The organism is Flavobacterium sp. (assembly GCF_044377315.1).
Taxonomy (GTDB): domain Bacteria; phylum Bacteroidota; class Bacteroidia; order Flavobacteriales; family Flavobacteriaceae; genus Flavobacterium.
This window is the reverse complement of the sequence record NZ_JBILJG010000009.1, coordinates 40,015-63,613: the sequence shown is the minus strand read 5'-3', so window position 1 is coordinate 63,613 and position 23,599 is coordinate 40,015. Positions and strand designations below refer to the sequence as shown.

Annotated in this window: 23 protein-coding genes and 1 tRNA gene; 18 read left to right on the top strand and 6 right to left on the bottom strand. The window is 33.2% G+C overall.

Annotation, left to right across the window (positions count from 1 at the left end):
• Window positions 1-15: 15 nt before the first annotated feature.
• Together ACIQ66_RS04425 and ACIQ66_RS04420 are read right to left on the bottom strand one after the other, a co-directional pair.
• The gene (locus tag ACIQ66_RS04425; RefSeq protein WP_396211599.1) at window positions 16-843 is read right to left on the bottom strand and encodes a hypothetical protein; all 828 of its coding nucleotides are present in this window, start codon (window positions 841-843) and stop codon (window positions 16-18) included.
• Window positions 824-1,972, bottom strand: a complete 1,149-nt coding sequence (locus ACIQ66_RS04420; protein WP_396211598.1) for a hypothetical protein — start codon at window positions 1,970-1,972, stop codon at window positions 824-826. The genes ACIQ66_RS04425 and ACIQ66_RS04420 overlap by 20 nt, the downstream gene beginning before the upstream one ends.
• Before the next feature lie 227 nt (window positions 1,973-2,199).
• Between ACIQ66_RS04420 and ACIQ66_RS04415 the strand changes: the two genes are divergently transcribed.
• From ACIQ66_RS04415 to ACIQ66_RS04405, 3 genes are read left to right on the top strand one after another with little or no spacing between them, the layout of a single operon-like run.
• Window positions 2,200-2,538, top strand: a complete 339-nt coding sequence (locus ACIQ66_RS04415) for a helix-turn-helix domain-containing protein (RefSeq protein WP_396211597.1) — start codon at window positions 2,200-2,202, stop codon at window positions 2,536-2,538.
• Between the two features lie 34 nt (window positions 2,539-2,572).
• The gene (locus tag ACIQ66_RS04410) at window positions 2,573-2,818 is read left to right on the top strand and encodes a hypothetical protein (protein ID WP_396211596.1); all 246 of its coding nucleotides are present in this window, start codon (window positions 2,573-2,575) and stop codon (window positions 2,816-2,818) included.
• Window positions 2,819-2,820: 2 nt separating this feature from the next.
• Window positions 2,821-3,111, top strand: a complete 291-nt coding sequence (locus ACIQ66_RS04405; protein WP_396211595.1) for a type II toxin-antitoxin system RelE/ParE family toxin — start codon at window positions 2,821-2,823, stop codon at window positions 3,109-3,111.
• Between the two features lie 5 nt (window positions 3,112-3,116).
• Here ACIQ66_RS04405 and yihA read toward each other — a convergent pair whose 3' ends face one another.
• Together yihA and ACIQ66_RS04395 are read right to left on the bottom strand one after the other, a co-directional pair.
• Window positions 3,117-3,737, bottom strand: a complete 621-nt coding sequence (gene yihA, locus ACIQ66_RS04400; RefSeq protein ID WP_396211594.1) for a ribosome biogenesis GTP-binding protein YihA/YsxC — start codon at window positions 3,735-3,737, stop codon at window positions 3,117-3,119.
• Between the two features lie 26 nt (window positions 3,738-3,763).
• Complete coding sequence (locus tag ACIQ66_RS04395; protein WP_396211593.1) at window positions 3,764-4,537, bottom strand: alpha/beta fold hydrolase; 774 nt, start codon at window positions 4,535-4,537, stop codon at window positions 3,764-3,766.
• Window positions 4,538-4,862: 325 nt separating this feature from the next.
• Here ACIQ66_RS04395 and mraZ point away from each other — a divergent pair, with 325 nt between their 5' ends.
• The 15 genes from mraZ (at window position 4,863) to ACIQ66_RS04320 (ending at window position 21,722) form a co-directional block, all read left to right on the top strand.
• Entirely contained in the window at window positions 4,863-5,333 is a 471-nt protein-coding gene (gene mraZ / locus ACIQ66_RS04390; protein ID WP_396211592.1) for a division/cell wall cluster transcriptional repressor MraZ, read from the top strand.
• On the top strand, window positions 5,314-6,216 hold the full coding sequence (gene rsmH, locus ACIQ66_RS04385) for a 16S rRNA (cytosine(1402)-N(4))-methyltransferase RsmH (RefSeq protein WP_396211617.1): 903 nt from the start codon (window positions 5,314-5,316) through the stop codon (window positions 6,214-6,216). The genes mraZ and rsmH overlap by 20 nt, the downstream gene beginning before the upstream one ends.
• A gap of 75 nt (window positions 6,217-6,291) precedes the next feature.
• Window positions 6,292-6,645, top strand: a complete 354-nt coding sequence (locus ACIQ66_RS04380) for an FtsL-like putative cell division protein (RefSeq protein ID WP_396211591.1) — start codon at window positions 6,292-6,294, stop codon at window positions 6,643-6,645.
• Window positions 6,636-8,651, top strand: coding sequence for a penicillin-binding protein (locus tag ACIQ66_RS04375; RefSeq protein ID WP_396211590.1), 2,016 nt, complete (start codon window positions 6,636-6,638; stop codon window positions 8,649-8,651). The genes ACIQ66_RS04380 and ACIQ66_RS04375 overlap by 10 nt, the downstream gene beginning before the upstream one ends.
• On the top strand, window positions 8,648-10,111 hold the full coding sequence (locus ACIQ66_RS04370) for a UDP-N-acetylmuramoyl-L-alanyl-D-glutamate--2,6-diaminopimelate ligase (protein ID WP_396211589.1): 1,464 nt from the start codon (window positions 8,648-8,650) through the stop codon (window positions 10,109-10,111). The genes ACIQ66_RS04375 and ACIQ66_RS04370 overlap by 4 nt, the downstream gene beginning before the upstream one ends.
• 42 nt (window positions 10,112-10,153) lie before the next feature.
• Window positions 10,154-11,380 (top strand): phospho-N-acetylmuramoyl-pentapeptide-transferase, encoded by a 1,227-nt coding sequence (gene mraY, locus ACIQ66_RS04365; protein WP_396211587.1) that lies wholly within the window; start codon window positions 10,154-10,156, stop codon window positions 11,378-11,380.
• A gap of 56 nt (window positions 11,381-11,436) precedes the next feature.
• The gene (gene murD / locus ACIQ66_RS04360; RefSeq protein WP_396211586.1) at window positions 11,437-12,792 is read left to right on the top strand and encodes a UDP-N-acetylmuramoyl-L-alanine--D-glutamate ligase; all 1,356 of its coding nucleotides are present in this window, start codon (window positions 11,437-11,439) and stop codon (window positions 12,790-12,792) included.
• 64 nt (window positions 12,793-12,856) lie between these two features.
• Window positions 12,857-14,164 carry an FtsW/RodA/SpoVE family cell cycle protein gene (locus tag ACIQ66_RS04355; RefSeq protein WP_396211585.1) on the top strand — a complete coding sequence of 436 codons (1,308 nt, stop codon included), beginning with the start codon at window positions 12,857-12,859 and terminating at the stop codon, window positions 14,162-14,164.
• A 41-nt stretch (window positions 14,165-14,205) separates the two neighbouring features.
• Window positions 14,206-15,297 (top strand): undecaprenyldiphospho-muramoylpentapeptide beta-N-acetylglucosaminyltransferase, encoded by a 1,092-nt coding sequence (murG, locus tag ACIQ66_RS04350; RefSeq protein ID WP_396211584.1) that lies wholly within the window; start codon window positions 14,206-14,208, stop codon window positions 15,295-15,297.
• Window positions 15,298-15,358: 61 nt separating this feature from the next.
• Window positions 15,359-16,699 (top strand): UDP-N-acetylmuramate--L-alanine ligase, encoded by a 1,341-nt coding sequence (murC, locus tag ACIQ66_RS04345; RefSeq protein ID WP_396211583.1) that lies wholly within the window; start codon window positions 15,359-15,361, stop codon window positions 16,697-16,699.
• A gap of 2 nt (window positions 16,700-16,701) precedes the next feature.
• Window positions 16,702-17,427 (top strand): cell division protein FtsQ/DivIB, encoded by a 726-nt coding sequence (locus tag ACIQ66_RS04340; RefSeq protein ID WP_396211582.1) that lies wholly within the window; start codon window positions 16,702-16,704, stop codon window positions 17,425-17,427.
• Window positions 17,428-17,433: 6 nt separating this feature from the next.
• Window positions 17,434-18,804 (top strand): cell division protein FtsA, encoded by a 1,371-nt coding sequence (gene ftsA, locus ACIQ66_RS04335; protein ID WP_396211581.1) that lies wholly within the window; start codon window positions 17,434-17,436, stop codon window positions 18,802-18,804.
• An 85-nt stretch (window positions 18,805-18,889) separates the two neighbouring features.
• Window positions 18,890-20,791, top strand: coding sequence for a cell division protein FtsZ (ftsZ, locus tag ACIQ66_RS04330; protein WP_396211580.1), 1,902 nt, complete (start codon window positions 18,890-18,892; stop codon window positions 20,789-20,791).
• Between the two features lie 336 nt (window positions 20,792-21,127).
• Window positions 21,128-21,577 carry a GatB/YqeY domain-containing protein gene (locus ACIQ66_RS04325; RefSeq protein WP_396211579.1) on the top strand — a complete coding sequence of 150 codons (450 nt, stop codon included), beginning with the start codon at window positions 21,128-21,130 and terminating at the stop codon, window positions 21,575-21,577.
• A gap of 71 nt (window positions 21,578-21,648) precedes the next feature.
• A tRNA-Arg gene (locus ACIQ66_RS04320) sits at window positions 21,649-21,722 on the top strand.
• A 94-nt stretch (window positions 21,723-21,816) separates the two neighbouring features.
• Here ACIQ66_RS04320 and rpe read toward each other — a convergent pair.
• On the bottom strand, window positions 21,817-22,476 hold the full coding sequence (gene rpe / locus ACIQ66_RS04315; RefSeq protein ID WP_396211578.1) for a ribulose-phosphate 3-epimerase: 660 nt from the start codon (window positions 22,474-22,476) through the stop codon (window positions 21,817-21,819).
• 232 nt (window positions 22,477-22,708) lie between these two features.
• Window positions 22,709-23,572: an RNA polymerase sigma factor RpoD/SigA gene (locus tag ACIQ66_RS04310; RefSeq protein ID WP_007804760.1), complete on the bottom strand. Its 864-nt coding sequence runs from the start codon at window positions 23,570-23,572 to the stop codon at window positions 22,709-22,711.
• Window positions 23,573-23,599 lie beyond the last annotated feature (27 nt).

The following is a 23,599-nucleotide window of genomic DNA, read 5'->3' as shown; positions in this document are numbered from 1 at the left end:
TTATTGATTATAAAATTATCTTTTCGATTTCCTAACTAACCACTTTTTTTTGGGAGTTATAGATAAACTCAAACCATAAAAATTATTATAAACTGTAAGTTGACCAGTTTTATCATCACTTATTTCTAGATTACTAATTGAATATTCACCAGTAACAATAGGTTGCCAGAAGTTTTGAGAATAAAATAATTCTAGTTGTAATAACGCAAATTTTGTTTTATAATTTAAACCCAAAGAAATTTCACTTTCAAATCCTTTTTTTGCACCATTTGTATTTGAAACAAAAATTGTTTTACCTTCATAATTGTTTTCATCAATTTTTTTCACAACACTTACGCTTGTTCTTGTTGGAATATTAGAATCTGTTGTTACACCAAAACCAATTCCTAAACCTGCAATAATATTGACTTTATGTGATATTGGGATAAAGCATTCCGTTTTTAAAGGGATTGTAAAAATGAAGGCTTCTCCAATTATGAAATTTTGTAGAAACTCTTCTCTTTCATAACCTACATCCTCATTGGTAACGTTTAGGTCAAAGTTTGGACCTAATTCCTTAAAAATCAAACCTGTTTTGAAATTAAATCTTCCGCTTTGAGCAAAGTTATAGTAGAAACCAGCTTGTAGCGATCTCGAATTATTTAAAACCAAACTAGGATAGGTTGATTTATCATAGTTGTAGGCTTGTCCTGCTTCTAATCTTGATGGTTGTATAACAAGTGAAATTTTTGAATATTTTTCGTGAAAAAGTTTTTCTGCTTCTTGGGCATTTACTTTGTTAAAAAAAACAGTAGCAAGCAAAATGCTTGCTACTGTAAAAAATTTAATTATTTGGCATATCATAATAATCGTTGCTTATATTTATGTTTCCTTTTATATGTCTACTAAATAATGTATTGTCTTGAAATGAAAGATAATGAAGTTGAGGTAGAACACCTACAAAAGGATTTATGGTTTCCTTAACTTTTACTTTCCTTCTGTTTTTATCTTTCATATTGTCTTTAGATATTTGAACATCACATGCATCAAAAGCATTTCCTTGAATTCCTGCGGTTATCCATGCTCTTTTTCCTCTCCAACCTCCATTATTTTTCTTTTTGTAACTTTTTGTTTTTGCAATTATTTTGCCTTTAATCATATAGCTTTGGCTAGTTTGACTAGCGCCAGTTTCTCTGTATGACTTAGCTTTCCACTTTATTCTGCTGTTCCCATCATAAGAGTAACCTTTATCTTTTACTTCATATTTGCAGCCTGGAGGTGGTAATGGCTTAGTCTCAATTACTTTTACAACATTAGCACTAGAACCTGCAACATAAGTTCCATTATTAATTTGTTGCAAAGCAGTTGTATTCATATTGCTGATAATGTAATAACTTCCATCAGCGTTAAACTTGTAAATTTTATATGGATCCGTTCTTGTTCCTGTTCCAATAATCACTTCAACTCCTTCATTAAGTAATGCTCTTTCTGTATCATCTTCAATAAAATGTTCATCTGGATCGGTTGTTATATCCCAAACACCGTCACCTTGCACATTTAGCCAAGCTTCTTCAAGAGGGCTTATTTTTTTTCTCAACGAGCAAAAAGTAAAATTATTTTCAAATTGTAGTAATTTATTATCTTCATCAAAACCTAATAAATCACATTTTGCATCATATTGTTCATCAGGCAAATTTCCCCACTGAGCATCAAATGCATCACAGTATATTTCGGTTTGTTGATCTAAATAATCAATAACTTGGTTGTATCTAGCCCAACTTGGAAAAACTAAAATGTTTCTAGTGCAATTACCATTGCTGGTTATACCATTATTTATGTATAATGATTTAACATCAGTATAGCCAACACTCGGCGGAGGTGTTGGAGCTTTGCTTAATGTTGTAGTTGTTTCTGCCTGTGTCAAATCAGTTTTCTCACACGAGATAAAGGTTAGTACCAAAGATACTATAAATACTTTCAAACTTTTTTTCATATTAACGTAATTTTATAATTTTTTATTTTACAATTTTCAGTTCACACTGGCTACTTTTTTTTAATGTCGTTTTCACTTTCACATATACGACGTTGGGGTATCAGCCTCTTTTTTATGATGGTTATTGTTTTTGCGCGAATTTTGTACTAAAATTCTTCGTAACATTCCAATTTGTTGATATAATTTTTCAATTGTCTGATAAATTTTTATCTTTACAAAAAAAGACAATGACTACTATATCTAAAAACTTAAAGAAATTAAGAGAATCTAAAACACCCTATAGTCAAAAAGAGTTTGCAGAGTTAATAGGTGTTAAGCAAAATACCTACTCAACTTGGGAAAGCGGTACAGCCGATGTGAAAAGTGAGTTTATACCAAAAATCGCCGATTTGTTTGGTGTAGAAATAAAAGATTTGTTTGAATCCGTTTCAACTAAAATTAAGATTAGTCAGATTAACAAAGACAATAAGGATAACTCTATAAATGGATTGATTTTTGTTGTTGCAGATGAAAAGTCAATTGAAAAAATAGTTTCGGTATTGAAAGAAAATGTTAATCAAAAATAAATTTGTAAATTTGTTTTAACTAATACTTGTTATTATGACAACACATCAATTACAAAACGAAAAAGAAATAATCATCAACTGGATAAATGAGTTGGAAGATTCTGTATTGATTTCTAAAATAAAAAGTTTAATGAATTCATCAGATAAATGTTTGCTTTCTGATCAGCAAAAAGAAGCTGTAAATAAAGGTTTATTAGATATAGAAAATGGAAATGTTCATTCTCATGAAAGTGTTATGCTTGAAACAAGAAAACGCTTTCCGCATCTTTTTAAAAGATAATTATGATAGCTGTTTCTTGGTCAAGTTCTGCGAAAATTGATTATTGGAGTAATATTGAGTATCTTGAACTAGAGTGGTCGCTTAGTGAAGTTTTTCAATTTATGGATAAAGTTGACGAAGTTTTAGAACTTTTAATAAAACAAAATATAGATTTCAAACAATCAGATTTCAAAAGAACTTTCCAAGTACCAATAGTAAAACAAATTACGTTATTCTACAAAATTGAAAATAACACGATTTTATTAGTTCGCTTTTGGAATAATTATAAAAATCCTAAAAAGTTAAAATTATAACTTTCCTAAAACCCACTCTCACTCTTAAAAACTTCTTGGTTTATCTCGTCAATATAATTTAGTAAAATTTCTTTCCCAACTCCTTCTGTTGATGAAGTCACGAAGTATTGTGGCATTTCTTCCCAGTTGTTTTGAATCATTTGCTTTTTGTAGGCGGCAATATGTGAGTCAATTTTGGTTTTACTTATTTTATCAGCTTTGGTAAAAATAATGCAAAAAGGAATTTCGCTTTCGCCCATATATTCCATAAATTCTAAGTCAATATTTTGCGCTTCGTGACGAATATCTATTAATACGAAAGCGCAAACCAATTGTTCTCTTTTCTCAAAATAATCGGTAATAAATTGCTGAAAAACGGATTTAGTCTTCTTAGAAACTTTAGCATAACCATAACCCGGTAAATCGACCAAAAACCAATTGTTGTTTATCTTAAAGTGATTAATCAACTGTGTTTTCCCTGGTCTTCCAGATGTTTTTGCCAAGTTTTTATGATTGGTCAACATATTTATCAATGACGACTTCCCAACGTTAGAACGACCGATAAAAGCATATTCTGGTATACGTTCTAAAGGACATTTGCTAACTTCGGAGTTGCTAATTATAAATTCGGCAGTGTTAATTTTCATTTATTGTGATTGCTATAAAAAACAACTTATTTTAAGGTTTCACTTTTTTCTACCAACCAGTTTTCCATAACTTTATTGAACTCATCTGGATGTTCCATCATAGCAGCATGACCGCATTTGTCAATCCAATACAAAGAAGAATTCGGAAGTAGTTTGTGAAATTCTTCGGCTACTTCTGGTGGTGTAACTTTGTCATTTTTCCCCCAAATAATACAAGTAGGAACATGCATTTTGGGCAAATCTTTAGCCATATTATGACGAATAGCACTTTTAGCAATGGTTAATGTTTTTATCAATTTGATACGGTCATTCGCCATTTCATAAACTTCATCAACAATTTCTTTAGTAGCAACTTTAGGATCGTAAAAAACTTCCTCTGCTTTTTTCTGAATGTAATCATAATCACCACGTCTTGGGTAACTATCGCCCATAGCGCTCTCGTAAAGCCCTGAACTTCCTGTGATTATAAGTCCAAGCATTTTTTCAGGATACATTTTGGTATGGTACAAAGCAATATGCCCACCAAGTGAATTTCCTAACAGAATTACTCTGTCAAAACCTTTATATGTAATAAAATCTTTTACATATTTTGAAAAAGCTTTTACGTTGGTTTTCAATATGTTTTGGGTGTAAATTGGTAATTCGGGAATTACAACTTTATATCCTTTTTTGGGAAAATAATCAGCTACACCACCAAAATTACTTAACCCGCCCATTAAACCGTGTAAAATAATGATGGGCGTTCCTTCGCCAGCTTCGTAATATTTATACTTTCCTTCTTTTTTTAATTCGTTTTCCATATATTTCTTTCGGCACTACAGATTTTCACAAATATAAGATTTAATAGTTAAAAAGGAATAGTCAACTGTTTTTTTTAAAATATTTTTTCTCACTTCTTTTTGTAATTAGGTCACTTGCAATTCAATGATTTTAGGTTTCTTTTACTTAAAACCTCTTTCAAATTTCTATTCTTAACAATTTGTTAAATAAATTTCTATGCCCATTCTATAAGGTTTTTGAACGTTTTTGTTTGAAAAGTGGTAAAACTTATCAACAAAGTGGTAGTATGTGGTAAAATGTGGTAATATTTTTTATAATTTTGCTTTAATCATAAATAGCACTTATTTGAACTCAATAATTGGAACATACGAATGTAAAGTTGATGCTAAAGGAAGGCTTCTTTTGCCTGCGCCTTTAAAAAAGCAACTCAATGCTTCTCTTCAAGACGGTTTTGTTTTGAAGCGTTCTGTTTTTCAACCTTGTTTAGAATTGTATCCTATGCAAGAATGGAATGTTATGATGGGAAAAATTAACAACCTCAATCGATTTGTAAAGAAAAATAACGACTTCATTCGTCGTTTTACAGCAGGCGTGAAAGTGGTAGAGATTGACAATTTAGGAAGATTATTAATTCCGAAAGATTTAACGGTATTCTCGCAAATTACTAAAGATGTTGTCTTGTCTTCGGCGGTAAACATAGTTGAAATTTGGGATAAAGATTTATATGAAAAAGCAATTGATAATTCGGTTGTAGATTTTGCCGATTTGGCCGAAGATGTAATGGGAAATGTAAATGATGACAATGGAATATCATAATCCAGTTTTGCTCAAAGAAACCGTTGATGGTTTAAATATAAAACCAGACGGCGTTTATGTTGACGTAACCTTTGGTGGTGGTGGACATTCAAGAGAGATTATGAGTCGATTGGGTTCAAATGGAAAATTGTTTGGTTTTGACCAAGATTTGGATGCTTTAGAAAATGTGATTAAAGATGAAAGATTTGTTTTAATCAACGAAAATTTCAGGTATATAAAAAGGTTCTTACGTTTTCATGGGATAAAAGAAGTAGATGGAATTCTGGCTGATTTGGGTGTTTCATCTCATCAGTTTGATGTTGCCGAAAGAGGTTTTTCAACGCGTTTTGAAGCGGGATTGGATATGCGAATGAATCAAAACAGCGAGTTGAGTGCCTATCATGTTGTGAATGAATATGATGAAGAAAATTTAAGACGTGTTTTTTTAGATTATGGCGAATTGAAAAATGCGCCAGCAATTGCAAGAACAATTTTAGAAGCTAGAGAAGATGGACCAATCAAAACAACCGATGATTTAAAATTTGTTCTGAGTCGTTTTTTGCCACCACATATTAGTAATAAGATTTTGGCACAAATGTATCAGGCAATCCGAATTGAAGTAAATCAAGAAATGGATGTTTTGAAAGAATTTTTATCACAGTCATTAGAGATTCTAAAACCTGAAGGACGATTAAGCGTGATATCGTATCATTCGTTAGAAGATAGATTAGTAAAACGATTCATGAAAAACGGATTGTTTGAAGGTGAGCCAGAACGCGATTTCTTCGGGAATTTTTCAGTTCCATTCAAGTTGGTAGGAAAGTTAATTGTTCCTTCAAATGAGGAAATAAAAATAAACAACAGAGCAAGAAGCGCAAAGTTGCGAATATCAGAAAAAAAATAGTTTCAGTTTAATTGTAAAAAAATAAGACCCGTAAAAATGTCCCTCTACTTTGAAGAGGTACTTAGGGTGAGGAAAATGAAAAGCGGCATCTACGATATATTAAAAGCAAGGTTTCTTATAAATGAAGAAGCAAATGCAGCCAAAAATTGGCGATTTATCGTTTTTATCATTTTTCTAGCAATACTAATGATTGCTAATACACAACGTTACGAACAAAAAGTTTTTAGAATCGTTGCCCTAACAAATGAAGTAAAAGAGTTGCGTTCAAAATTTGTAGACAAACGTTCTCAATTAATGAAACTCAAAATGGAATCGACTGTTTCTCAAAAAATGGAAGCAAAAGGAATTTTTCCTGCATCAGTTCCACCAGTAAAAATTAAAGTAAGTAAAGAAGAAGAAAAAAGTTTTTTCAATAAAATATGGCATTAGAAGATAAATATATTTCCTATCGTATATACCTAGTGGCGTTTGTTATCTTTTTGATGGCAATTGCGGTTACGGTAAAACTCACTAATATACAGTGGGTAGAAGGTGATTATTATCGAAAATTAGCGAAAGACAAAACGGTAAAACGCGTTCCAATTCCAGCCAACAAAGGGAATATTTATTCGTCTGATGGAAGTTTGTTAGCAACATCTATTCCTAATTATATAATTCGTTTTGATGCATTAGCGCCAAAAGCAGAAGTTTTTGAAAAAAATGTAAAAGCACTTTCTGATTCATTGTCAAAAATGACTGGAAAACCGTCAAGTCAATACCAAGCTGAATTCAGAAAAGCAAGAGCTAGCAAAAATAGGTATTTATTGGTGGTAAAAGATTTGAGTTTTACCAAATATATGAAAGTGAAAAAATTTCCACTATTCGAATTGGGAGCTTATAAAGGTGGAATTATTATCGATCAAGAAACAGTAAGAGAACATCCAATTGGAAAAATAGCCGAAAGAACAATAGGTTACGAAAGAGTGGACCCTAAAACAGGCGTTCTAACTGGTAAAGGAATTGAATGGGCTTTTAGAAAATACATCAATGGAAAAGATGGCGAAATTCTAAAACAAAAAATCGCAAAAGGTCAATGGAAACCTATTCGCGATGTAAATGAATTAGAACCTCAAGACGGATACGATATTATTTCAACAATAGATGTTTATATTCAGGATATTGCACATCATGCACTACTAAAACAACTTGAGCTTTTCAATGCAAATCACGGTTGTGTGGTTGTAATGGAAACTAAAACAGGGCAAGTCAAAGCAATTTCTAATTTAGGAAGAGCTTCAGATGGTTCGTATTATGAAACCGAAAATTATGCTGTAGTTGAATCGCATGAACCTGGTTCAACGTATAAATTGGCAGATTTAATTGCGCTTTTAGAAGATAAGAAAGTTGATACAAGTCATGTTTATAATACGTTTGGTGGAACAGTAATGTATTCTGGAAAAAAAGTTAGGGATTCTAACGATGAAGGCTATGGCAAAATATCATTAGCACGAGGTTTTGAACTTTCTTCCAACACGGTTATGGTGCAAGCGGTTTATGAAAATTACAAATCAAATCCGTCGCAATTTGTAAATCATCTTACCAATTTCGGATTAAGCAAACCACTTAGATTGCAACTTAAAGGCGAAGGTATTCCTTATGTTCCAAATCCTAAAGACAAAACTTGGAGTAATATTTCGCTTCCTTGGATGGCTTTTGGTTACGGAGTTTCTTTAACCCCTTTGCAAACATTGTCATTTTATAATGCGGTTGCTAATAATGGAAAGATGGTTCGTCCGCAATTTGTTTCTGAAATAAAAGAATGGAACAAAACCATCAAGAAATACGATACTGAGATTATCAACCCAAAAATATGTTCGCAAGAAACTATTGATAAAGTGAAAGCGGTTTTAGAAAATGTTGTAAAACGAGGAACGGGCTCTAAGTTGTATTCAAAAGATTTTTCAATGGCAGGAAAAACAGGAACAGCGCAGGCAAATTACGGTTCAAATGGTGGTGCAAATAAGCACTATATTTCTTCATTTGTTGGTTATTTTCCAGCGGATTATCCTAAATATTCTTGTATTGTGGTAGTTCATGAACCTGACACTTCTTTGAATAATTATTATGGAGTTGATGTAGCTGGACCAGTTTTCAAAAGAATTGCGCAAAAAATATTTACCGATTCGCCATCAACAAATGAAATTAAAAATTTGAATAAGAAAAACGGCAAACAAGAAATTAATTACGCCGATTATTCTGTAAAGATTTCAAAAACACAAGAAAACAAAAAAACAGTACCTAACCTAAAAGGAATGTCGGGAATGGATGCCGTGGCAATTTTAGGAAATATGGGTGTAAAAGTTAAAATAAAAGGAACGGGCAAGGTCAAATCGCAGTCGTTACAACCAGGTGAAGCTTTGACCAGAAACACAACAATAGTATTAGAATTATCGTGAATTTACTAAAAGACATATTATATAAAGTTGCTATTGAAGCTGTAAATGGTTCAACAGAAATTCTTGTGAATAAAATCGAATTTGATTCGAGGAAAATCCAGGAAAACGATGTCTTTGTAGCTATTCGAGGAACGGTTTCTGATGGTCATGATTTTATTGAAAAAGCTATTAATCTTGGTGCGACTACCGTTGTTTGCGATACATTTCCAACAATAATAGTTTCAGGAATTACCTATGTAAAAGTAAAAGATACAAACGCTGCTTTGGCCTTTATGGCAACAAATTTTTATGACAATCCATCGGCAAAATTAAAGTTAGTCGGAATAACAGGAACCAACGGAAAAACAACAGTTGCTTCTTTGTTGTACCAATTATTCAAAAAAGCGGGCTATAAAGTTGGGTTGCTTTCAACCGTAAAAATAATGGTTGATCATCTGGAACATAAAGCAACACACACAACGCCAGATTCATTGACAATAAATCACTATCTAAACCAAATGATTGAAGCTGGGTGCGATTATTGTTTTATGGAAGTGAGTTCACATGGTGTGCATCAAAAACGTACTGAAGGATTGCTTTTTGCAGGGGGCGTTTTTACCAATTTATCGCATGATCATTTAGATTATCATCCAACTTTTGCTGAATATAGAGATGTGAAAAAACATTTTTTTGATAATTTACCTAAAACAGCTTTTGCATTAACCAATATTGATGACAAAAATGGTCTGGTAATGTTTCAAAATACAAATGCTAAAAAACTGACTTATGCACTAAAATCTTATGCCGATTATAAAGCACAAATTCTAGAAAATCAGTTGTCAGGGTTGTTGTTGAAAATCAATGAACACGAAGTTTGGGTTAGACTAATAGGAACTTTTAATGCTTACAATCTACTAGCAATTTATGGAACTGCTGTTGAACTGGGATTAGAAAATCTTGAAGTCCTTAGATTATTATCAGAATTGGAAAGTGTTTCAGGTCGTTTTCAATTTATTGTTTCTGATAAAAAAATAACGGCAATTGTTGATTATGCTCATACACCAGATGCTTTAGAAAATGTTTTGAAAACCATCAATGATATTCGAACCAAAAATGAGCAACTCATTACGATTGTTGGTTGTGGTGGCGATAGGGATAAAACAAAACGTCCAATTATGGCAAATATCGCTTCATCAATGAGCGATAAAATAATCATTACATCAGATAATCCAAGAACAGAAGATCCAAAAGTGATTATTGCCGAAATGGAAGCCGGTGTTGAGCCTCAAAATTATAAAAAATCGCTTTCTATTGAAGATAGAAAGCAAGCCATAAAGACCGCATGTCAACTAGCCAATCCAAATGATATTATTTTGATTGCTGGAAAAGGACATGAAACGTATCAAGAAATTCAAGGCGTGCGCCACGATTTTGATGATATGAAAATTGTAAAAGAAATTTTAGAACAACTAAACAAGTAAAAGAAATTGAGATTACTAGCTAAACTCATAAACTCATAAACTATGTTATACTACTTATTTGAATATTTAGATAAAACATTCGACCTTCCAGGAGCTGGGGTGTTTCAATATATTACGTTTCGCTCCGCAATGGCGTTGATTCTTTCACTAATGCTTTCAACTATTTTTGGAAAAAAAGTAATCAACTTTTTAAGAAATCAGCAAGTAGGAGAAACCGTAAGAGAACTTGGTCTTGAAGGACAAACGCAAAAAGCTGGAACCCCAACAATGGGTGGGCTTATAATCATTTTTGCAACTTTAATTCCGGTATTACTTTTTACCAAATTAGATAATATTTATATCATTTTGCTTGTTGTTACAACACTTTGGATGGGAACTATCGGTTTTGTCGATGATTATATCAAAATATTTAAAAAAGACAAACAAGGTTTAAAAGGAATTTTTAAGGTAATTGGTCAAGTCGGACTAGGATTAATAGTTGGTTCGGTTTTGTATTTCAGTCCAGCGGTAACCATCAGAGAAAAATCAGCTAAACCCATTACTTTCAATCAAACTGAAAACATAATTGCTCCAGTTGCAAAAGATATAAAATCGACTACAACGTCAATTCCGTTTACTAAAAATAACGAACTTGATTATGCCAAAATACTTGAACCCTTTACCGATGATTATCAAAATTGGGCTTGGTTAGTTTTTATTCCAATAGTAATTTTTATAATTACTGCGGTGTCAAACGGTGCCAACTTAACAGATGGAATAGATGGCTTAGCAGCTGGAACTTCAGCAATATCGGTAATCGCTCTCGGAATTTTCACATTCGTTTCGGGTAACTTGATTTTATCGAGCTATCTCAACATTATGTTTATTCCTAATTCGGGTGAAATGACCGTGTTTATAGCAGCATTTGTTGGGTCATTAATCGGTTTTCTTTGGTATAATTCATATCCAGCATCTGTGTTTATGGGTGATACAGGTAGTTTGACTATTGGTGGAATTATTGCTGTATTAGCCATTTCGGTTAGAAAAGAAATGTTATTACCACTTTTTTGTGCCATTTTCTTTGCCGAAAGTGCTTCTGTAATTATTCAGGTAACGTATTTTAAGTACACAAAGAAGCGTTTTGGAGAAGGTAGAAGAATTTTCCTAATGTCGCCATTACACCATCATTACCAGAAAAAAGGCTATCACGAAAGTAAAATAGTAACACGTTTTTGGGTAGTAACGATATTATTTACAATTGTTTCGATAGTAACATTAAAATTGAGATAATAAAATGAATACTATAAAAATTTTTTCTTTAAAAAAGTAAATTGTATCGAATACAAATGAATAATAAAATAAATGAGATGAAAAGGTTAGTAGTGTTAGGTGGTGGTGAAAGTGGAGTAGGAACAGCCATTTTGGGAAAGAAAAAAGGATATGATGTTTTTGTATCTGATTTTGGAAAAATAAAAGAAAAATACAGACAAGTTCTTATAGATAATGAAATAAAATGGGAAGACGAACAGCACACAGAATCATTAATTCTAAATGCTAATGTGGTAATGAAAAGCCCAGGAATTCCAGATAAAGCGCCAATTGTAAAAAAACTGCTGCAAAAAGGAATACCTGTAATTTCAGAAATAGAGTTTGCTTCTGAATTTACAAATGCAATTACCATCGGAATTACTGGTAGTAATGGTAAGACAACCACAACAATGTTGACGTACCATTTGTTAAAAGAAGGTGGATTGAATGTAGGTTTAGGCGGAAACATCGGAAAAAGTTTTGCTTGGCAAGTAGCAAATGAAGAGTATGATTATTATGTGTTAGAGTTAAGCAGTTTTCAGCTAGATGGTATTGTAAAGTATAAACCACATATTGCAATTTTAGCCAACATAAGTCCAGACCATTTAGATAGATACGATTACAAATATGAAAATTATATAGAATCAAAATTTAGAATAACATTAAACCAAACTGAAGACGATTATTTTATTTATGACGCAGATGATCAAACAATCAAAAATTGGTTAACAAACAACAAAACTAAAGCACAACTAATTCCTTTTTCAATTACCAAACAGGTTGAAAACGGAGCATTTTTAAAAAACAATACTATGGAAATCAACATTAATCAAGAAGAGTTTTTAATGGAAACAGCTCAAATTGCACTTGAGGGAAAACACAACATGAAAAACGCAATGGCAGCAACATCGGTTGCACAGTTAATGCGTATTAGAAAACAGACTATTAGAGAGAGTTTGTCAAATTTTCAAGGCGTAGAACATCGTTTAGAGAAAGTGTTAAAAATACAAAGTGTGCAATATATTAATGATAGCAAAGCTACCAATGTAAACGCTACTTTCTTCGCGTTAGATAGCATGACTACACCAACTGTTTGGATTGTTGGAGGTGTTGATAAAGGAAATGATTATACCGAATTAATGGCTTTAGTTCATGAAAAAGTAAAAGCAATTATATGCCTTGGTGTTGATAATAAAAAAATAATTGATGCTTTCGGAAACGTAGTAGATGTAATGATTGAAGTTTCAAGTATGAATGATGCTGTAAAAATGAGCCAACGCCTTGCCGAAAAAGGAGACACGGTTTTATTATCACCGGCATGTGCCAGCTTCGATTTATTCGAAAACTACGAAGACAGAGGAATACAATTTAAACAAGCAGTAAAGAATCTTTAAAAAAAGTTTCAAGTTTCAGGTTTCAAGTTGTGTAACCTGAAACCTGAAACTTGAAGCAAAAAAAATGAAAGAACTTGTAAACAGATTAAAAGGAGATAGAGGCATCTGGTCATTCGTGGCCTTGCTTGGCCTGTTCTCGTTTATGCCTGTTTTTAGTGCAAGTAGTAATTTAGCTTATATAGGTCTAGGAACCGGAAATACTTTAGGTTATTTGGCAAAACATTTAGTTCATATATCTATCGGTTTCTTAATGATTTATTGGGTTCATAAAGTACCGTATCATTATTTTAGAGCGATTTCTTTGATTGGCTTGCCTTTTGTCTGGGTACTTTTAGCCTACACATTGGTAAAAGGAACTGTCATTGCAGGAGCCAACGCAAGTCGGTGGATTCAAGTACCATTTATTGGTGTTTCGTTTCAAACATCTACTTTGGCGTTTATCGTTTTAATGGTTTTTGTGGCACGTTATTTATCTAAGAAAAGAGAAGCAGCCATAAGTTTTCAAAATTCTTTATGGGAATTATGGACACCAGTTTTTGTGACATTAATGTTTATTTTGCCTGCCAATTTCTCCACTGCAGCTTTGATGTTTTCAATGGTCTTGATGTTGGTTTTTGTAGGTAAATACCCGATTAAATATATCGGATTTATTCTTGGAATGGGTCTAGCAGCTTTGATGATTTTTGTTTTGTTGAGCAAAGCATTTCCAGACAATAAACTCTTTAGTAGGGTAGGAACTTGGGAAAGTAGATTTGAAAATTTCACAACAGACAAGCCAGGTGAAGATGATTATCAAATAGAAAAAGCTAAAATAGCAATTGCAACTGGCGGAATTCAAGGTGTTGGTCCTGGAAAAAGTGTTCAGAAAAACTTTTTACCACAATCATCTTCGGATTTTATTTATGCCATTATTGTTGAAGAATATGGATTAATAGGCGGAATCGCAATTCTAACGTTGTATTTATTGTTGTTTTTTAGATTCATAATTGCATCGCACAAAGCCAATACGCTGTTTGGAAAATTAGTAGTTGTTGGACTCGGATTTCCAATCATTTTTCAAGCATTAATTAATATGGCGGTTGCAGTCGAATTGCTTCCGGTAACCGGACAAACATTGCCATTAATAAGTAGCGGAGGGAGTTCTATCTGGATGACATGCATTGCGCTGGGAATTATAATTAGTGTGACCAAAAAAGACGAAGAAATTGCCGAAGAAAAGGCAGAAAAAGATAGAAGAGAAGAAACATTACGTCGAATGATAGACGAACAAATTGCAAAAGAGGAAAGAGCAGAAGCGCAATTGTTAGAAGATTTTTCAATTGAAGATAATGCTGAAAACCCAATGAATGCAGTTATTAATAATAAAATATAATCTGTGCTAATCTGTGTAATCAGTGGCAAAAAAAATAAAAAATGAGAAACTATAAATTCATATTAAGCGGCGGCGGAACAGGAGGACATATCTATCCTGCGATTGCAATTGCTAATGAATTAAAATCTCGTTTCCCAAATGCAGAAATCCTTTTTGTAGGAGCGCAAGACAAAATGGAAATGCAAAAAGTTCCTCAAGCAGGCTACAAAATTGATGGTCTTTGGATTGCTGGTTTACAACGAAAATTGACATTGCAAAACATCCTATTTCCATTAAAACTAATGAGTAGTTTGTGGAAATCAAGAAAGATTATTAGAAGCTTCAAGCCAGATGCTGTAATCGGAACTGGCGGTTTCGCAAGTGGACCATTGTTGCAAGCCGCAAATAGTTTCAATATCCCAACAGTAATTCAGGAACAAAATTCGTATCCTGGCATTACTAACAAATTGTTGAGCAAAAAAGCCAATGTCATTTGTGTGGCTTATGAAAATTTAGAACGATTTTTTCCAAAAGAGAAAATTGTTTTTACCGGAAATCCAGTACGTCAAGATTTGGTAGAAGTTAATTCTAAAAGAAAAGAAGGAATTGAGTATTTCAAATTGGATTCAAACAAAAAAACGATTTTAGTTCTCGGTGGAAGTCTTGGAGCAAGAAGGGTAAATCAACTAATTGAAAAAGAATTAAATTTTTTACTAGAACAAGGAATTCAAGTTTTTTGGCAATGTGGAAAATTGTATTTTGAAGACTATAAAAAATACAACGACAAGCAAAACGTGCAAGTCGTATCGTTTATAGATAGAATGGATTTGATATACGCAGCTGCCGATTTCGTGATTTCACGTGCCGGAGCATCATCGGTTTCAGAATTATGTTTGGTTGGAAAACCAACTATTTTTATTCCTTCGCCAAATGTGGCCGAAGACCATCAAACCAAAAATGCCAAAGCAATTGTAGATAAAAAAGGGGCAATTCTTCTAAAAGAAAATGAATTAGATGAAAAGTTTGAAACTACTTTTTCTGATTTAATTTCAAATGAAAAATGGCAAAATGAAATAAGTAACAATATCAAAAGCTTGGCAAAACCAAATGCAACAAAAGAGATAGTTGAAGAAATAGTAAAACTAATACAATAGCAATAGCAATTTCAATAATAAAGTTTGAAATTGATATTGAAGTTGAATTTTGAAATTTAAAATGAATTTAAACCAAATACATAACGTCTATTTTATAGGGATTGGAGGCATCGGAATGAGTGCTTTGGCTCGTTATTTTCAAAATATTGGAAAAAATGTTTCGGGTTACGACAAAACACCTACCATGCTAACTAACGAACTTATTGCTGGCGGAATAGAAATTCATTTTGAAGATAAAATAAGTTCAATTCCAACCGATTATTATCCCGAAAATACATTAGTAATTGTTACGCCAGCCGTTCCAACGTCGCATTCGGAGTGGAACTATTTCGTCGAAAGAGAATATACTATAAAAAAACGTGCTGAAGTTCTCGGAATTATAACCAAAGATACTTTCTGTTTCGCAGTGGCTGGAACTCATGGTAAAACTACAACATCAAGTATTCTTGGGCATATTTTATACGAAAGCGCTGAAGATGTAACGGCTTTTTTAGGTGGAATTGTAGAAAATTACAATTCTAATTTGATTGGAAGTGGCAAAACTATAACGGTTGTCGAAGCCGATGAGTTTGATCGTTCGTTCTTGCATTTGCATCCAAATATCGCTTGCGTAACTTCGATGGATGCAGATCATTTAGATATTTATGGCGATAAAAATGCAATTGAAGATTCGTTTAGAGAATTTGCCAATAAAGTAACTGACAAAACCAAATTGTTTGTCCCAAAAGGATTGCCGCTTGAAGGTTTAACAATTGCCATAAATGAAGAAGCAACTTTCAAAGCTTTCAATATCAGAATTGAAAATAGTAGTTATGTTTTTGATGTGCAAACGCCAACAGAAACGATTCAAAATATAGCGTTCGGGTTACCAGGGCATCATAATTTAATGAATGCTTTAATGGCTTTAGCTATGGCTGTAACGTACGGTTCCTCAATCGAATCCATTGTTAAAGCTTTAGCCTCATTTAAAGGAGTTCAACGTAGATTTTCGTATCAAATAAAATCGGAAAATCTTGTTTATATTGATGATTATGCGCATCATCCAACCGAAATAAATGCGGTGCATCAAGCGGTGCGCGAATTGTATCCAAATCAAAAAGTCCTGGCTATTTTTCAACCGCATTTGTTTAGTAGAACTAAAGATTTTGCCGATGATTTTGCTAAAAGTCTTAGTCAATTTGACGAAATTTTGTTGCTAGATATTTATCCAGCACGCGAACTGCCAATGGAAGGCATAACATCAACTTGGTTGCTCTCTAAAATAGAGAATGTTTCCAAACGTTTAATCTCTAAAGTAGATTTGATTCCGGCCATTTTGCAAAATGAGGCAACGGTAATTGTTACCATTGGAGCTGGCGATATTGGTGAGTTAGTGCCGTTAATTAAAGAAGCATTACTGTAAATATGAAAAAGCACTTTAATTGGACAAATGTTAGAATCGTGTTACTTCTAGGAGTAATGGTGTTTTTGTATGCTTTTACTTCATACAGAAATGGAAATCGAAATTTAATTAAATCCGAAGTGTTTTTTATCGATGAAAATGGTGCTTTTATCGAACATGAAACGGTTAATAAATTGTTAATAGAAAATAATACAGATGTAAAAAGTATTAAAAAAGTAGAAGTAAATTTGAACAAATTGGAAAAATCGGTAAACAGTAATCCTATGATTGAAAGATCAGAAGTTTATCTGGGTATAGATGGTGTGCTTAAAGCAAAGGTTAAACAAAAAAATCCTATTGCGAGAGTGTTTAATGAAAAAAGCTCATTTTATATTGACTATAAAGGAAATAAAATGCCTTTGTCAGATAAGTTTACAGCCCGTGTTCCAATTGTTTTGGGGGAAATCAATAAAGAATTTAAAGACGAGTTTCAAAAGTTATTACAATTTGTGTACAACGACGATTTTTTAAAAAAAAATATAATTGGAATACAAATTTATTCTAACGGAAGTATAAGAATGCAAAATAGAAGTTTTGATTTTGTGATTGAATTCGGAAAAGCTCAAAATATAGAAACAAAGTTTAATAATTATAAAGCTTTTTTTCAAAAGACAACAGCCGATAATTCGATTAGTAAATACAAAAACATAAATCTGATTTTTACGCAACAAGTAGTTGGCACAAAATAATAGAATATGGAAAAAGAAACAATTGCAGTTGGACTAGATATTGGAACTACCAAAATCGTTGCCATGATTGGTAAAAAAAACGAATACGGTAAATTGGAAATTCTAGGCGTTGGAAAATCCAAAAGTCTTGGAGTGGCTCGTGGCGTTGTAAACAATATTACACAAACGATTCAATCTATACAGCAAGCAATTCTGGAGGCAGAAGAAAATTCAGGTTATCAAATTAAAGATGTGGTTGTTGGAATTGCAGGTCAACACATTCGTAGCATTCAACACAGTGATTATATCAGTCGTAGCAATCCCGAAGAAGTAATCGGTGGAAAAGATATCGACTTGTTGATTAATCAAGTACACAAATTAGCTATGCTTCCAGGAGAAGAAATCATACACGTTTTGCCTCAAGAATTCAAAATCGATGGGCAATCGGATATAAAAGAGCCAATCGGAATGTACGGCGGAAGATTAGAGAGTAGCTTTCACGTAGTAGTAGGGCAAGCATCATCTATTCGTAATGTTGGACGTTGTGTTCAAAGTTCAGGAATTGAATTATCAGGCTTGACATTAGAACCATTAGCGTCATCAGATGCGGTTTTAAGTCAAGAGGAAAAAGAAGCAGGTGTTGCTTTAATAGATATTGGTGGTGGAACAACAGATTTGGCCATTTTCAAAGACGGAATTATTCGTCACACAGCAGTAATCCCCTTTGGAGGAAATGTAATTACCGAAGATATCAAAGAAGGTTGTTCTATTATAGAAAAACAAGCAGAATTATTGAAAGTAAAATTCGGTTCGGCTTGGCCAGGCGAAAACAAAGACAACGAAATTGTTTCTATACCAGGATTAAGAGGTCGTGAACCAAAAGAAATTTCGCTTAAAAACTTATCCAAAATAATTCATGCTCGTGTAGTAGAAATTATTGAACAAGTTTTTACCGAAATCAAACTTTATGGACACGAAGATCCAAGAAAAAAACTAATTGCAGGTATTGTATTAACAGGTGGTGGAGCACAATTGCAACACATCAAACAATTGGTAGAATACATCACTGGAATGGATACTAGAATTGGGTATCCAAACGAGCATTTAGCAGGAAATTCAAGCGAGGAACTTTCAAGTCCATTATACGCTACGGCTGTTGGATTAATGATGAATAGCATCGAAAATCAAACGGAAAGCGCCGTAAAATTTGAAAAATCAGTTCCAGAAAAAGTTTCTTTTCAAAGAGAAAAAATTATAGAACCTGTTCAAGAAGTGTTACAAGAAGTGGTACAAGAAGTTGAAAAAGTAGAAGTAGAATCTACTGAAACTAAAATAAGAAGATCTTTTTTTGAGAAGTATGTAGATAAAATAAAAGACTTCTTAGATAACGCAGAATAAAGAAAATAATAACCGCATAATAATGAATTAATTTCACAACTTCCTTTTCTTTAGAGAGGGTTGGGGTGAGGAAAAACCAAAAAGTATGACAAGCAACTCAGATTTTGGAAACATTACATTTGACTTACCAAAAAATCAATCAAATGTAATTAAAGTAATCGGTGTAGGTGGAGGTGGAAGTAACGCAATCAACCACATGTTTAAACAAGGTATCAAAGGTGTAGATTTCATCGTTTGTAATACCGATGCGCAGGCTCTTGATAATAGTCCTGTTCCTAACAAAATTCAATTAGGTGTTAACCTTACTGAAGGTCTTGGAGCTGGTGCTAATCCTGAAGTTGGGCAACAATCAGCAATTGAAAGCGTTGCTGATATCGAAAAAATGTTGGATAGCAATACCAAAATGGTTTTTATCACCGCAGGTATGGGAGGTGGTACTGGAACGGGTGCCGCGCCTGTAATTGCTCAATTGGCTAAAGAAAGAGATATTCTTACCGTTGGTATAGTAACAATTCCGTTTCAATTTGAAGGAAAATCGCGTCAAGAACAAGCATTAGCGGGTGTTGAACGTTTAAGAAGACAAGTTGATTCATTAATTGTTATCAATAATAACAAGCTTAGAGAAGTTTACGGAAATCTTGGTTTCAAAGCTGGATTTTCTAAAGCGGATGAAGTTTTAGCTACTGCCTCTCGTGGAATTGCAGAAGTTATTACGCATCACTATACTCAAAATATTGACTTAAAAGATGCTAAAACCGTATTGTCTAATAGTGGAACTGCTATTATGGGATCGGCAACAGCTATCGGTGATAACAGAGCCAAAGAAGCTATTATAGCTGCTTTAGATTCGCCATTGTTAAATGATAATAAAATAGCAGGTGCCAAAAACGTATTGTTGCTTATTGTTTCTGGAACTAATGAAATCACAATAGACGAAATTGGAGAAATCAATGATCATATCCAAGCGGAAGCTGGTTTTAATGCTAATATTATTATGGGTGTTGGTGAAGATGAAACACTTGGAGACTCTATAGCAGTTACTATTATCGCTACTGGTTTTAATCCAGAACAACAAAGCGAAATCGTAAACACAGAACCAAAAAAAATCATTCACGCTCTTGAGGATAATCAAAAAATTGAAAGAGACTTAACCGCTGCCAACTTTGTTCCAACAACTCCAGTTATTGAAAATGTAGCTGTAGAAGAAAAAGTAGTTTTCGAACTAGTTGAAGAGTTTGTAGAAGCGCCTCAACCTGTAATTTCAGAAAACGAATTGGTATTTATAACTGATTTAATTAGAAATATTGATGTTGACTTTGAAATCGTTTCGCCTGTCAAAGAAATCGATTTTACTTTTACTAAACCAACTATCGAAATCAATGATATTCCTGTTGTTGATTACAAAGAAGTTGAACAAGTTGCTTTTTCTTTCGACTTACCAATTAGCGAAACTAAATCAGTTGAAGAAAATAAATTTGTTTTTGATTTATCGCCTGAAACCAAAAATATTGACGTAAAAGAAGCTATCGAATTTATTCCTATTACTGAAGTACAAGAAAACGGAATAATAAAATATTCATTAGAAGAATACATGGAAATCGAATCAGATTTAATTGGCTCAAAACCTGTTGCGGCTGTCCAAGAACCAGTTAATGAAGAGCTAAATATCACAATCAAGCAGGTAGAAACAAATGCTGTTACTTCAACGCATGGAACAATTTCGCCAATGGAAATGTCAATCGAAGAAACTTTACGATTCCGTGCCGAAGAAAGAAGACGTAAATTAAAAGAGTTCAATTACAAATTCCACAACAATCCATCAAAAGTTGAAGAGTTTGAAAAAGAACCAGCTTACAAACGCTCAGGTATTGACATCACTACCAACCAAGCGTTAAACAATAATTCGCGCATGTCGTTGGGAACAGACAGTAATGACGATATTCAATTGCGTTCTAATAATTCTTTTCTACACGATAATGTAGATTAAGAACTAAATATCCAAAACCTAACTAACCCGAATTTTCTTCTGAATTTTCGGGTTATTTGTTTTTGTTAGGGTCTAAGCAATCTTCAAATTATTAATAAAAATTTCACTAAATTTGCAAAGCTTATGAGCGAAAGTGTTGGGCTTTTTCGACAAACCATTCTTGTCCGCCGAAGGAGGATTCCTGCTTTCTATTGCAATCTTTTCCTTTTTAAAGAAAAAAGAAAAAGGATTTCCATTGCAAACGAAGTTCACTGAACTCCAATGGAAATAAAAATATGTGAAGTAATCAGTGCTAATTAGCAAACTATAAGTACAAAATCTAAAATCTAATATAAAATGAGTTTATCAGCAAAAATAATGGAAGTAATGAAAGATGCTATGCGTTCAAAAGATACCATCGCATTAGAAGCATTGAGAGCCATCAAATCGGAGTTACTATTAGCGCAAACAGCATCGGGAAGCAAAGAAGATATTTCAGAAGCAGACGAAATCAAAATTTTGCAACGATTAGTAAAAATGAGAAAAGACAGTTTTGAAATCTTCACAGCTCAAAACCGTCCAGACTTAGCCGAACCAGAATTGGCGCAAATCGCTGTAATCGAAAAATTCCTTCCAGCACAACTTTCAGAGACCGAAGTAGAAGCAGTCGTTTCCAAAATCATTTCCGAAACTGGAGCATCAGGCATAGCCTCAATGGGAAAAGTAATGGGACTAGCCTCAGCTCAAATAGGCGGTCAAGCAGAAGGAAAAACCATTTCAGCAATAGTGAAAAAACTTTTAATATAAATGTGAAGTGCAAAATACGAGGTACAAGAAAAAACTTCGTACTTCGTATTTTGTTCCTCGTACCTAAAAAAGGCTGCGTAGTTCAACTGGATAGAATATCAGATTTCGGCTCTGAGGGTTGAGGGTTCGAATCCTTCCGCGGTCACAATTAAATATTTACTAGTCTTAAATAATCGATACAGATTATTTAGGACTAGTCAATTGTTTTTAAAGCAAAGCTTTAAGGAATATTAAGATTTTTATTTAGTTATTTGTTTCAAATCAGCAATGGTAGCAACTGGGTCTTGCGCGCCAAAAACAAAACTACCTGCCACTAAAACATCTGCACCAGCATTAACTAATTTTGAAGCATTTTTATCTGTAACACCACCATCAATTTCAATTAGTGTTGAAGCATTTTTTCTAATAATTAATGCTTTTAGCTTTTCAATTTTTGAATAGGTGTTTTCTATAAATGATTGTCCGCCAAAACCAGGGTTAACACTCATAAGGCATACCAAATCTATATCTTGAATTACATCTTCAAGTAAATCTATAGTAGTATGTGGGTTTAAAGCAACGCCAGCTTTCATTCCTTCCGCTTTTATAGCTTGCAAAGTTCTGTGAAGATGTGTACAGGCTTCATAATGAACGGTAAGGATATTGGAGCCTAATTGTGCAAAAGTTTTAATGTATCGGTCAGGATCAACAATCATTAAGTGAACATCTATTGTTTTTTTAGCATGTTTAGAAATAGCTTCTAAAACGGGCATTCCGTATGAAATATTCGGAACAAAAACACCATCCATAATATCAATATGAAACCAGTCGGCTTCACTGTTATTAATCATTTCGATGTCGCGTTGTAAGTTGGCAAAATCTGCAGCGAGGATAGAAGGTGCAATTAATGTGTTTTTCATTTTGTAGTTAGGTTGTTTTGACAAAGATAGTTTTTAGTTTAAAAGTTTAAAAGTTTATGAGTTTAAAAGTTCGGATATTAGAATAAAATGCAAATTCTCATAAACTCAAGTAAAGTGAACAGAACTAAATTTTGTTTTTCATATAAAGTAAAAAACCTCGGTAATCAGCCGAGGTTTCAATCATCAATCAAAAAACGAACAGTTTTAAACTGTTGTTATCGTGAATTAGGTATTATCCTAAATACGTTTTCAAGATTTTACTTCTTGATGTATGTTTTAATCTGCGAATTGCTTTTTCTTTAATTTGACGTACACGCTCACGAGTTAAATCAAACGTTTCTCCAATTTCTTCTAGAGTCATTGGGTGTTGGTCGCCTAATCCAAAATACAAACGAACTACGTCTGCTTCTCTTGGAGTTAAGGTTTCTAACGAACGCTCAATTTCTGTACGTAAACTTTCGTGAATCAATTCTCTATCAGGATTTGGAGACTCACCAGAGCGTAAAACGTCATAAAGGTTAGAATCTTCACCTTCTACAAGTGGCGCATCCATTGATAAATGACGACCAGAGTTTTTCATAGACTCTTTTACATCATTTACCGTCATATCTAGCTCTTTTGCAATTTCCTCAGCACTTGGTGGACGCTCGTTAGATTGCTCTAATAATGCGTACATTTTGTTGATTTTATTGATAGAACCAATTTTGTTTAATGGCAAACGAACTATACGAGATTGTTCTGCAAGCGCTTGAAGAATCGATTGACGGATCCACCAAACGGCATAAGAAATAAACTTGAAACCACGAGTTTCGTCAAAACGCTGAGCTGCTTTTATCAAACCTAAATTTCCTTCATTAATCAAATCTGGAAGGGTTAGACCTTGATTTTGGTATTGTTTTGCAACAGAAACCACAAAACGTAAGTTAGCTTTAGTCAATTTCTCCAAAGCGCGTTGGTCACCAGCTTTTATTCGTTGCGCTAATTCTACTTCTTCATCAGCAGTAATAAGGTCAACTTTTCCAATTTCTTGAAGGTATTTGTCTAAAGAAGCAGTTTCACGATTGGTTACCTGCTTGGTGATTTTAAGTTGTCTCATGTATATTTTTTTCCTTTACTTTAAAGT

Coding starts and splice junctions, on each gene's coding strand:
- ACIQ66_RS04425 (WP_396211599.1), bottom strand. CDS start 843: ATGATATGCCAAATAATTAAATTTTTTACAGTAGCAAGCATTTTGCTT.
- ACIQ66_RS04420 (WP_396211598.1), bottom strand. CDS start 1,972: ATGAAAAAAAGTTTGAAAGTATTTATAGTATCTTTGGTACTAACCTTT.
- ACIQ66_RS04415 (WP_396211597.1), top strand. CDS start 2,200: ATGACTACTATATCTAAAAACTTAAAGAAATTAAGAGAATCTAAAACA.
- ACIQ66_RS04410 (WP_396211596.1), top strand. CDS start 2,573: ATGACAACACATCAATTACAAAACGAAAAAGAAATAATCATCAACTGG.
- ACIQ66_RS04405 (WP_396211595.1), top strand. CDS start 2,821: ATGATAGCTGTTTCTTGGTCAAGTTCTGCGAAAATTGATTATTGGAGT.
- yihA (WP_396211594.1), bottom strand. CDS start 3,737: ATGAAAATTAACACTGCCGAATTTATAATTAGCAACTCCGAAGTTAGC.
- ACIQ66_RS04395 (WP_396211593.1), bottom strand. CDS start 4,537: ATGGAAAACGAATTAAAAAAAGAAGGAAAGTATAAATATTACGAAGCT.
- rsmH (WP_396211617.1), top strand. CDS start 5,314: ATGACAATGGAATATCATAATCCAGTTTTGCTCAAAGAAACCGTTGAT.
- ACIQ66_RS04380 (WP_396211591.1), top strand. CDS start 6,292: ATGAAAAGCGGCATCTACGATATATTAAAAGCAAGGTTTCTTATAAAT.
- ACIQ66_RS04375 (WP_396211590.1), top strand. CDS start 6,636: ATGGCATTAGAAGATAAATATATTTCCTATCGTATATACCTAGTGGCG.
- mraY (WP_396211587.1), top strand. CDS start 10,154: ATGTTATACTACTTATTTGAATATTTAGATAAAACATTCGACCTTCCA.
- murD (WP_396211586.1), top strand. CDS start 11,437: ATGAATAATAAAATAAATGAGATGAAAAGGTTAGTAGTGTTAGGTGGT.
- ACIQ66_RS04355 (WP_396211585.1), top strand. CDS start 12,857: ATGAAAGAACTTGTAAACAGATTAAAAGGAGATAGAGGCATCTGGTCA.
- murG (WP_396211584.1), top strand. CDS start 14,206: ATGAGAAACTATAAATTCATATTAAGCGGCGGCGGAACAGGAGGACAT.
- murC (WP_396211583.1), top strand. CDS start 15,359: ATGAATTTAAACCAAATACATAACGTCTATTTTATAGGGATTGGAGGC.
- ACIQ66_RS04340 (WP_396211582.1), top strand. CDS start 16,702: ATGAAAAAGCACTTTAATTGGACAAATGTTAGAATCGTGTTACTTCTA.
- ftsA (WP_396211581.1), top strand. CDS start 17,434: ATGGAAAAAGAAACAATTGCAGTTGGACTAGATATTGGAACTACCAAA.
- ftsZ (WP_396211580.1), top strand. CDS start 18,890: ATGACAAGCAACTCAGATTTTGGAAACATTACATTTGACTTACCAAAA.
- ACIQ66_RS04325 (WP_396211579.1), top strand. CDS start 21,128: ATGAGTTTATCAGCAAAAATAATGGAAGTAATGAAAGATGCTATGCGT.
- rpe (WP_396211578.1), bottom strand. CDS start 22,476: ATGAAAAACACATTAATTGCACCTTCTATCCTCGCTGCAGATTTTGCC.
- ACIQ66_RS04310 (WP_007804760.1), bottom strand. CDS start 23,572: ATGAGACAACTTAAAATCACCAAGCAGGTAACCAATCGTGAAACTGCT.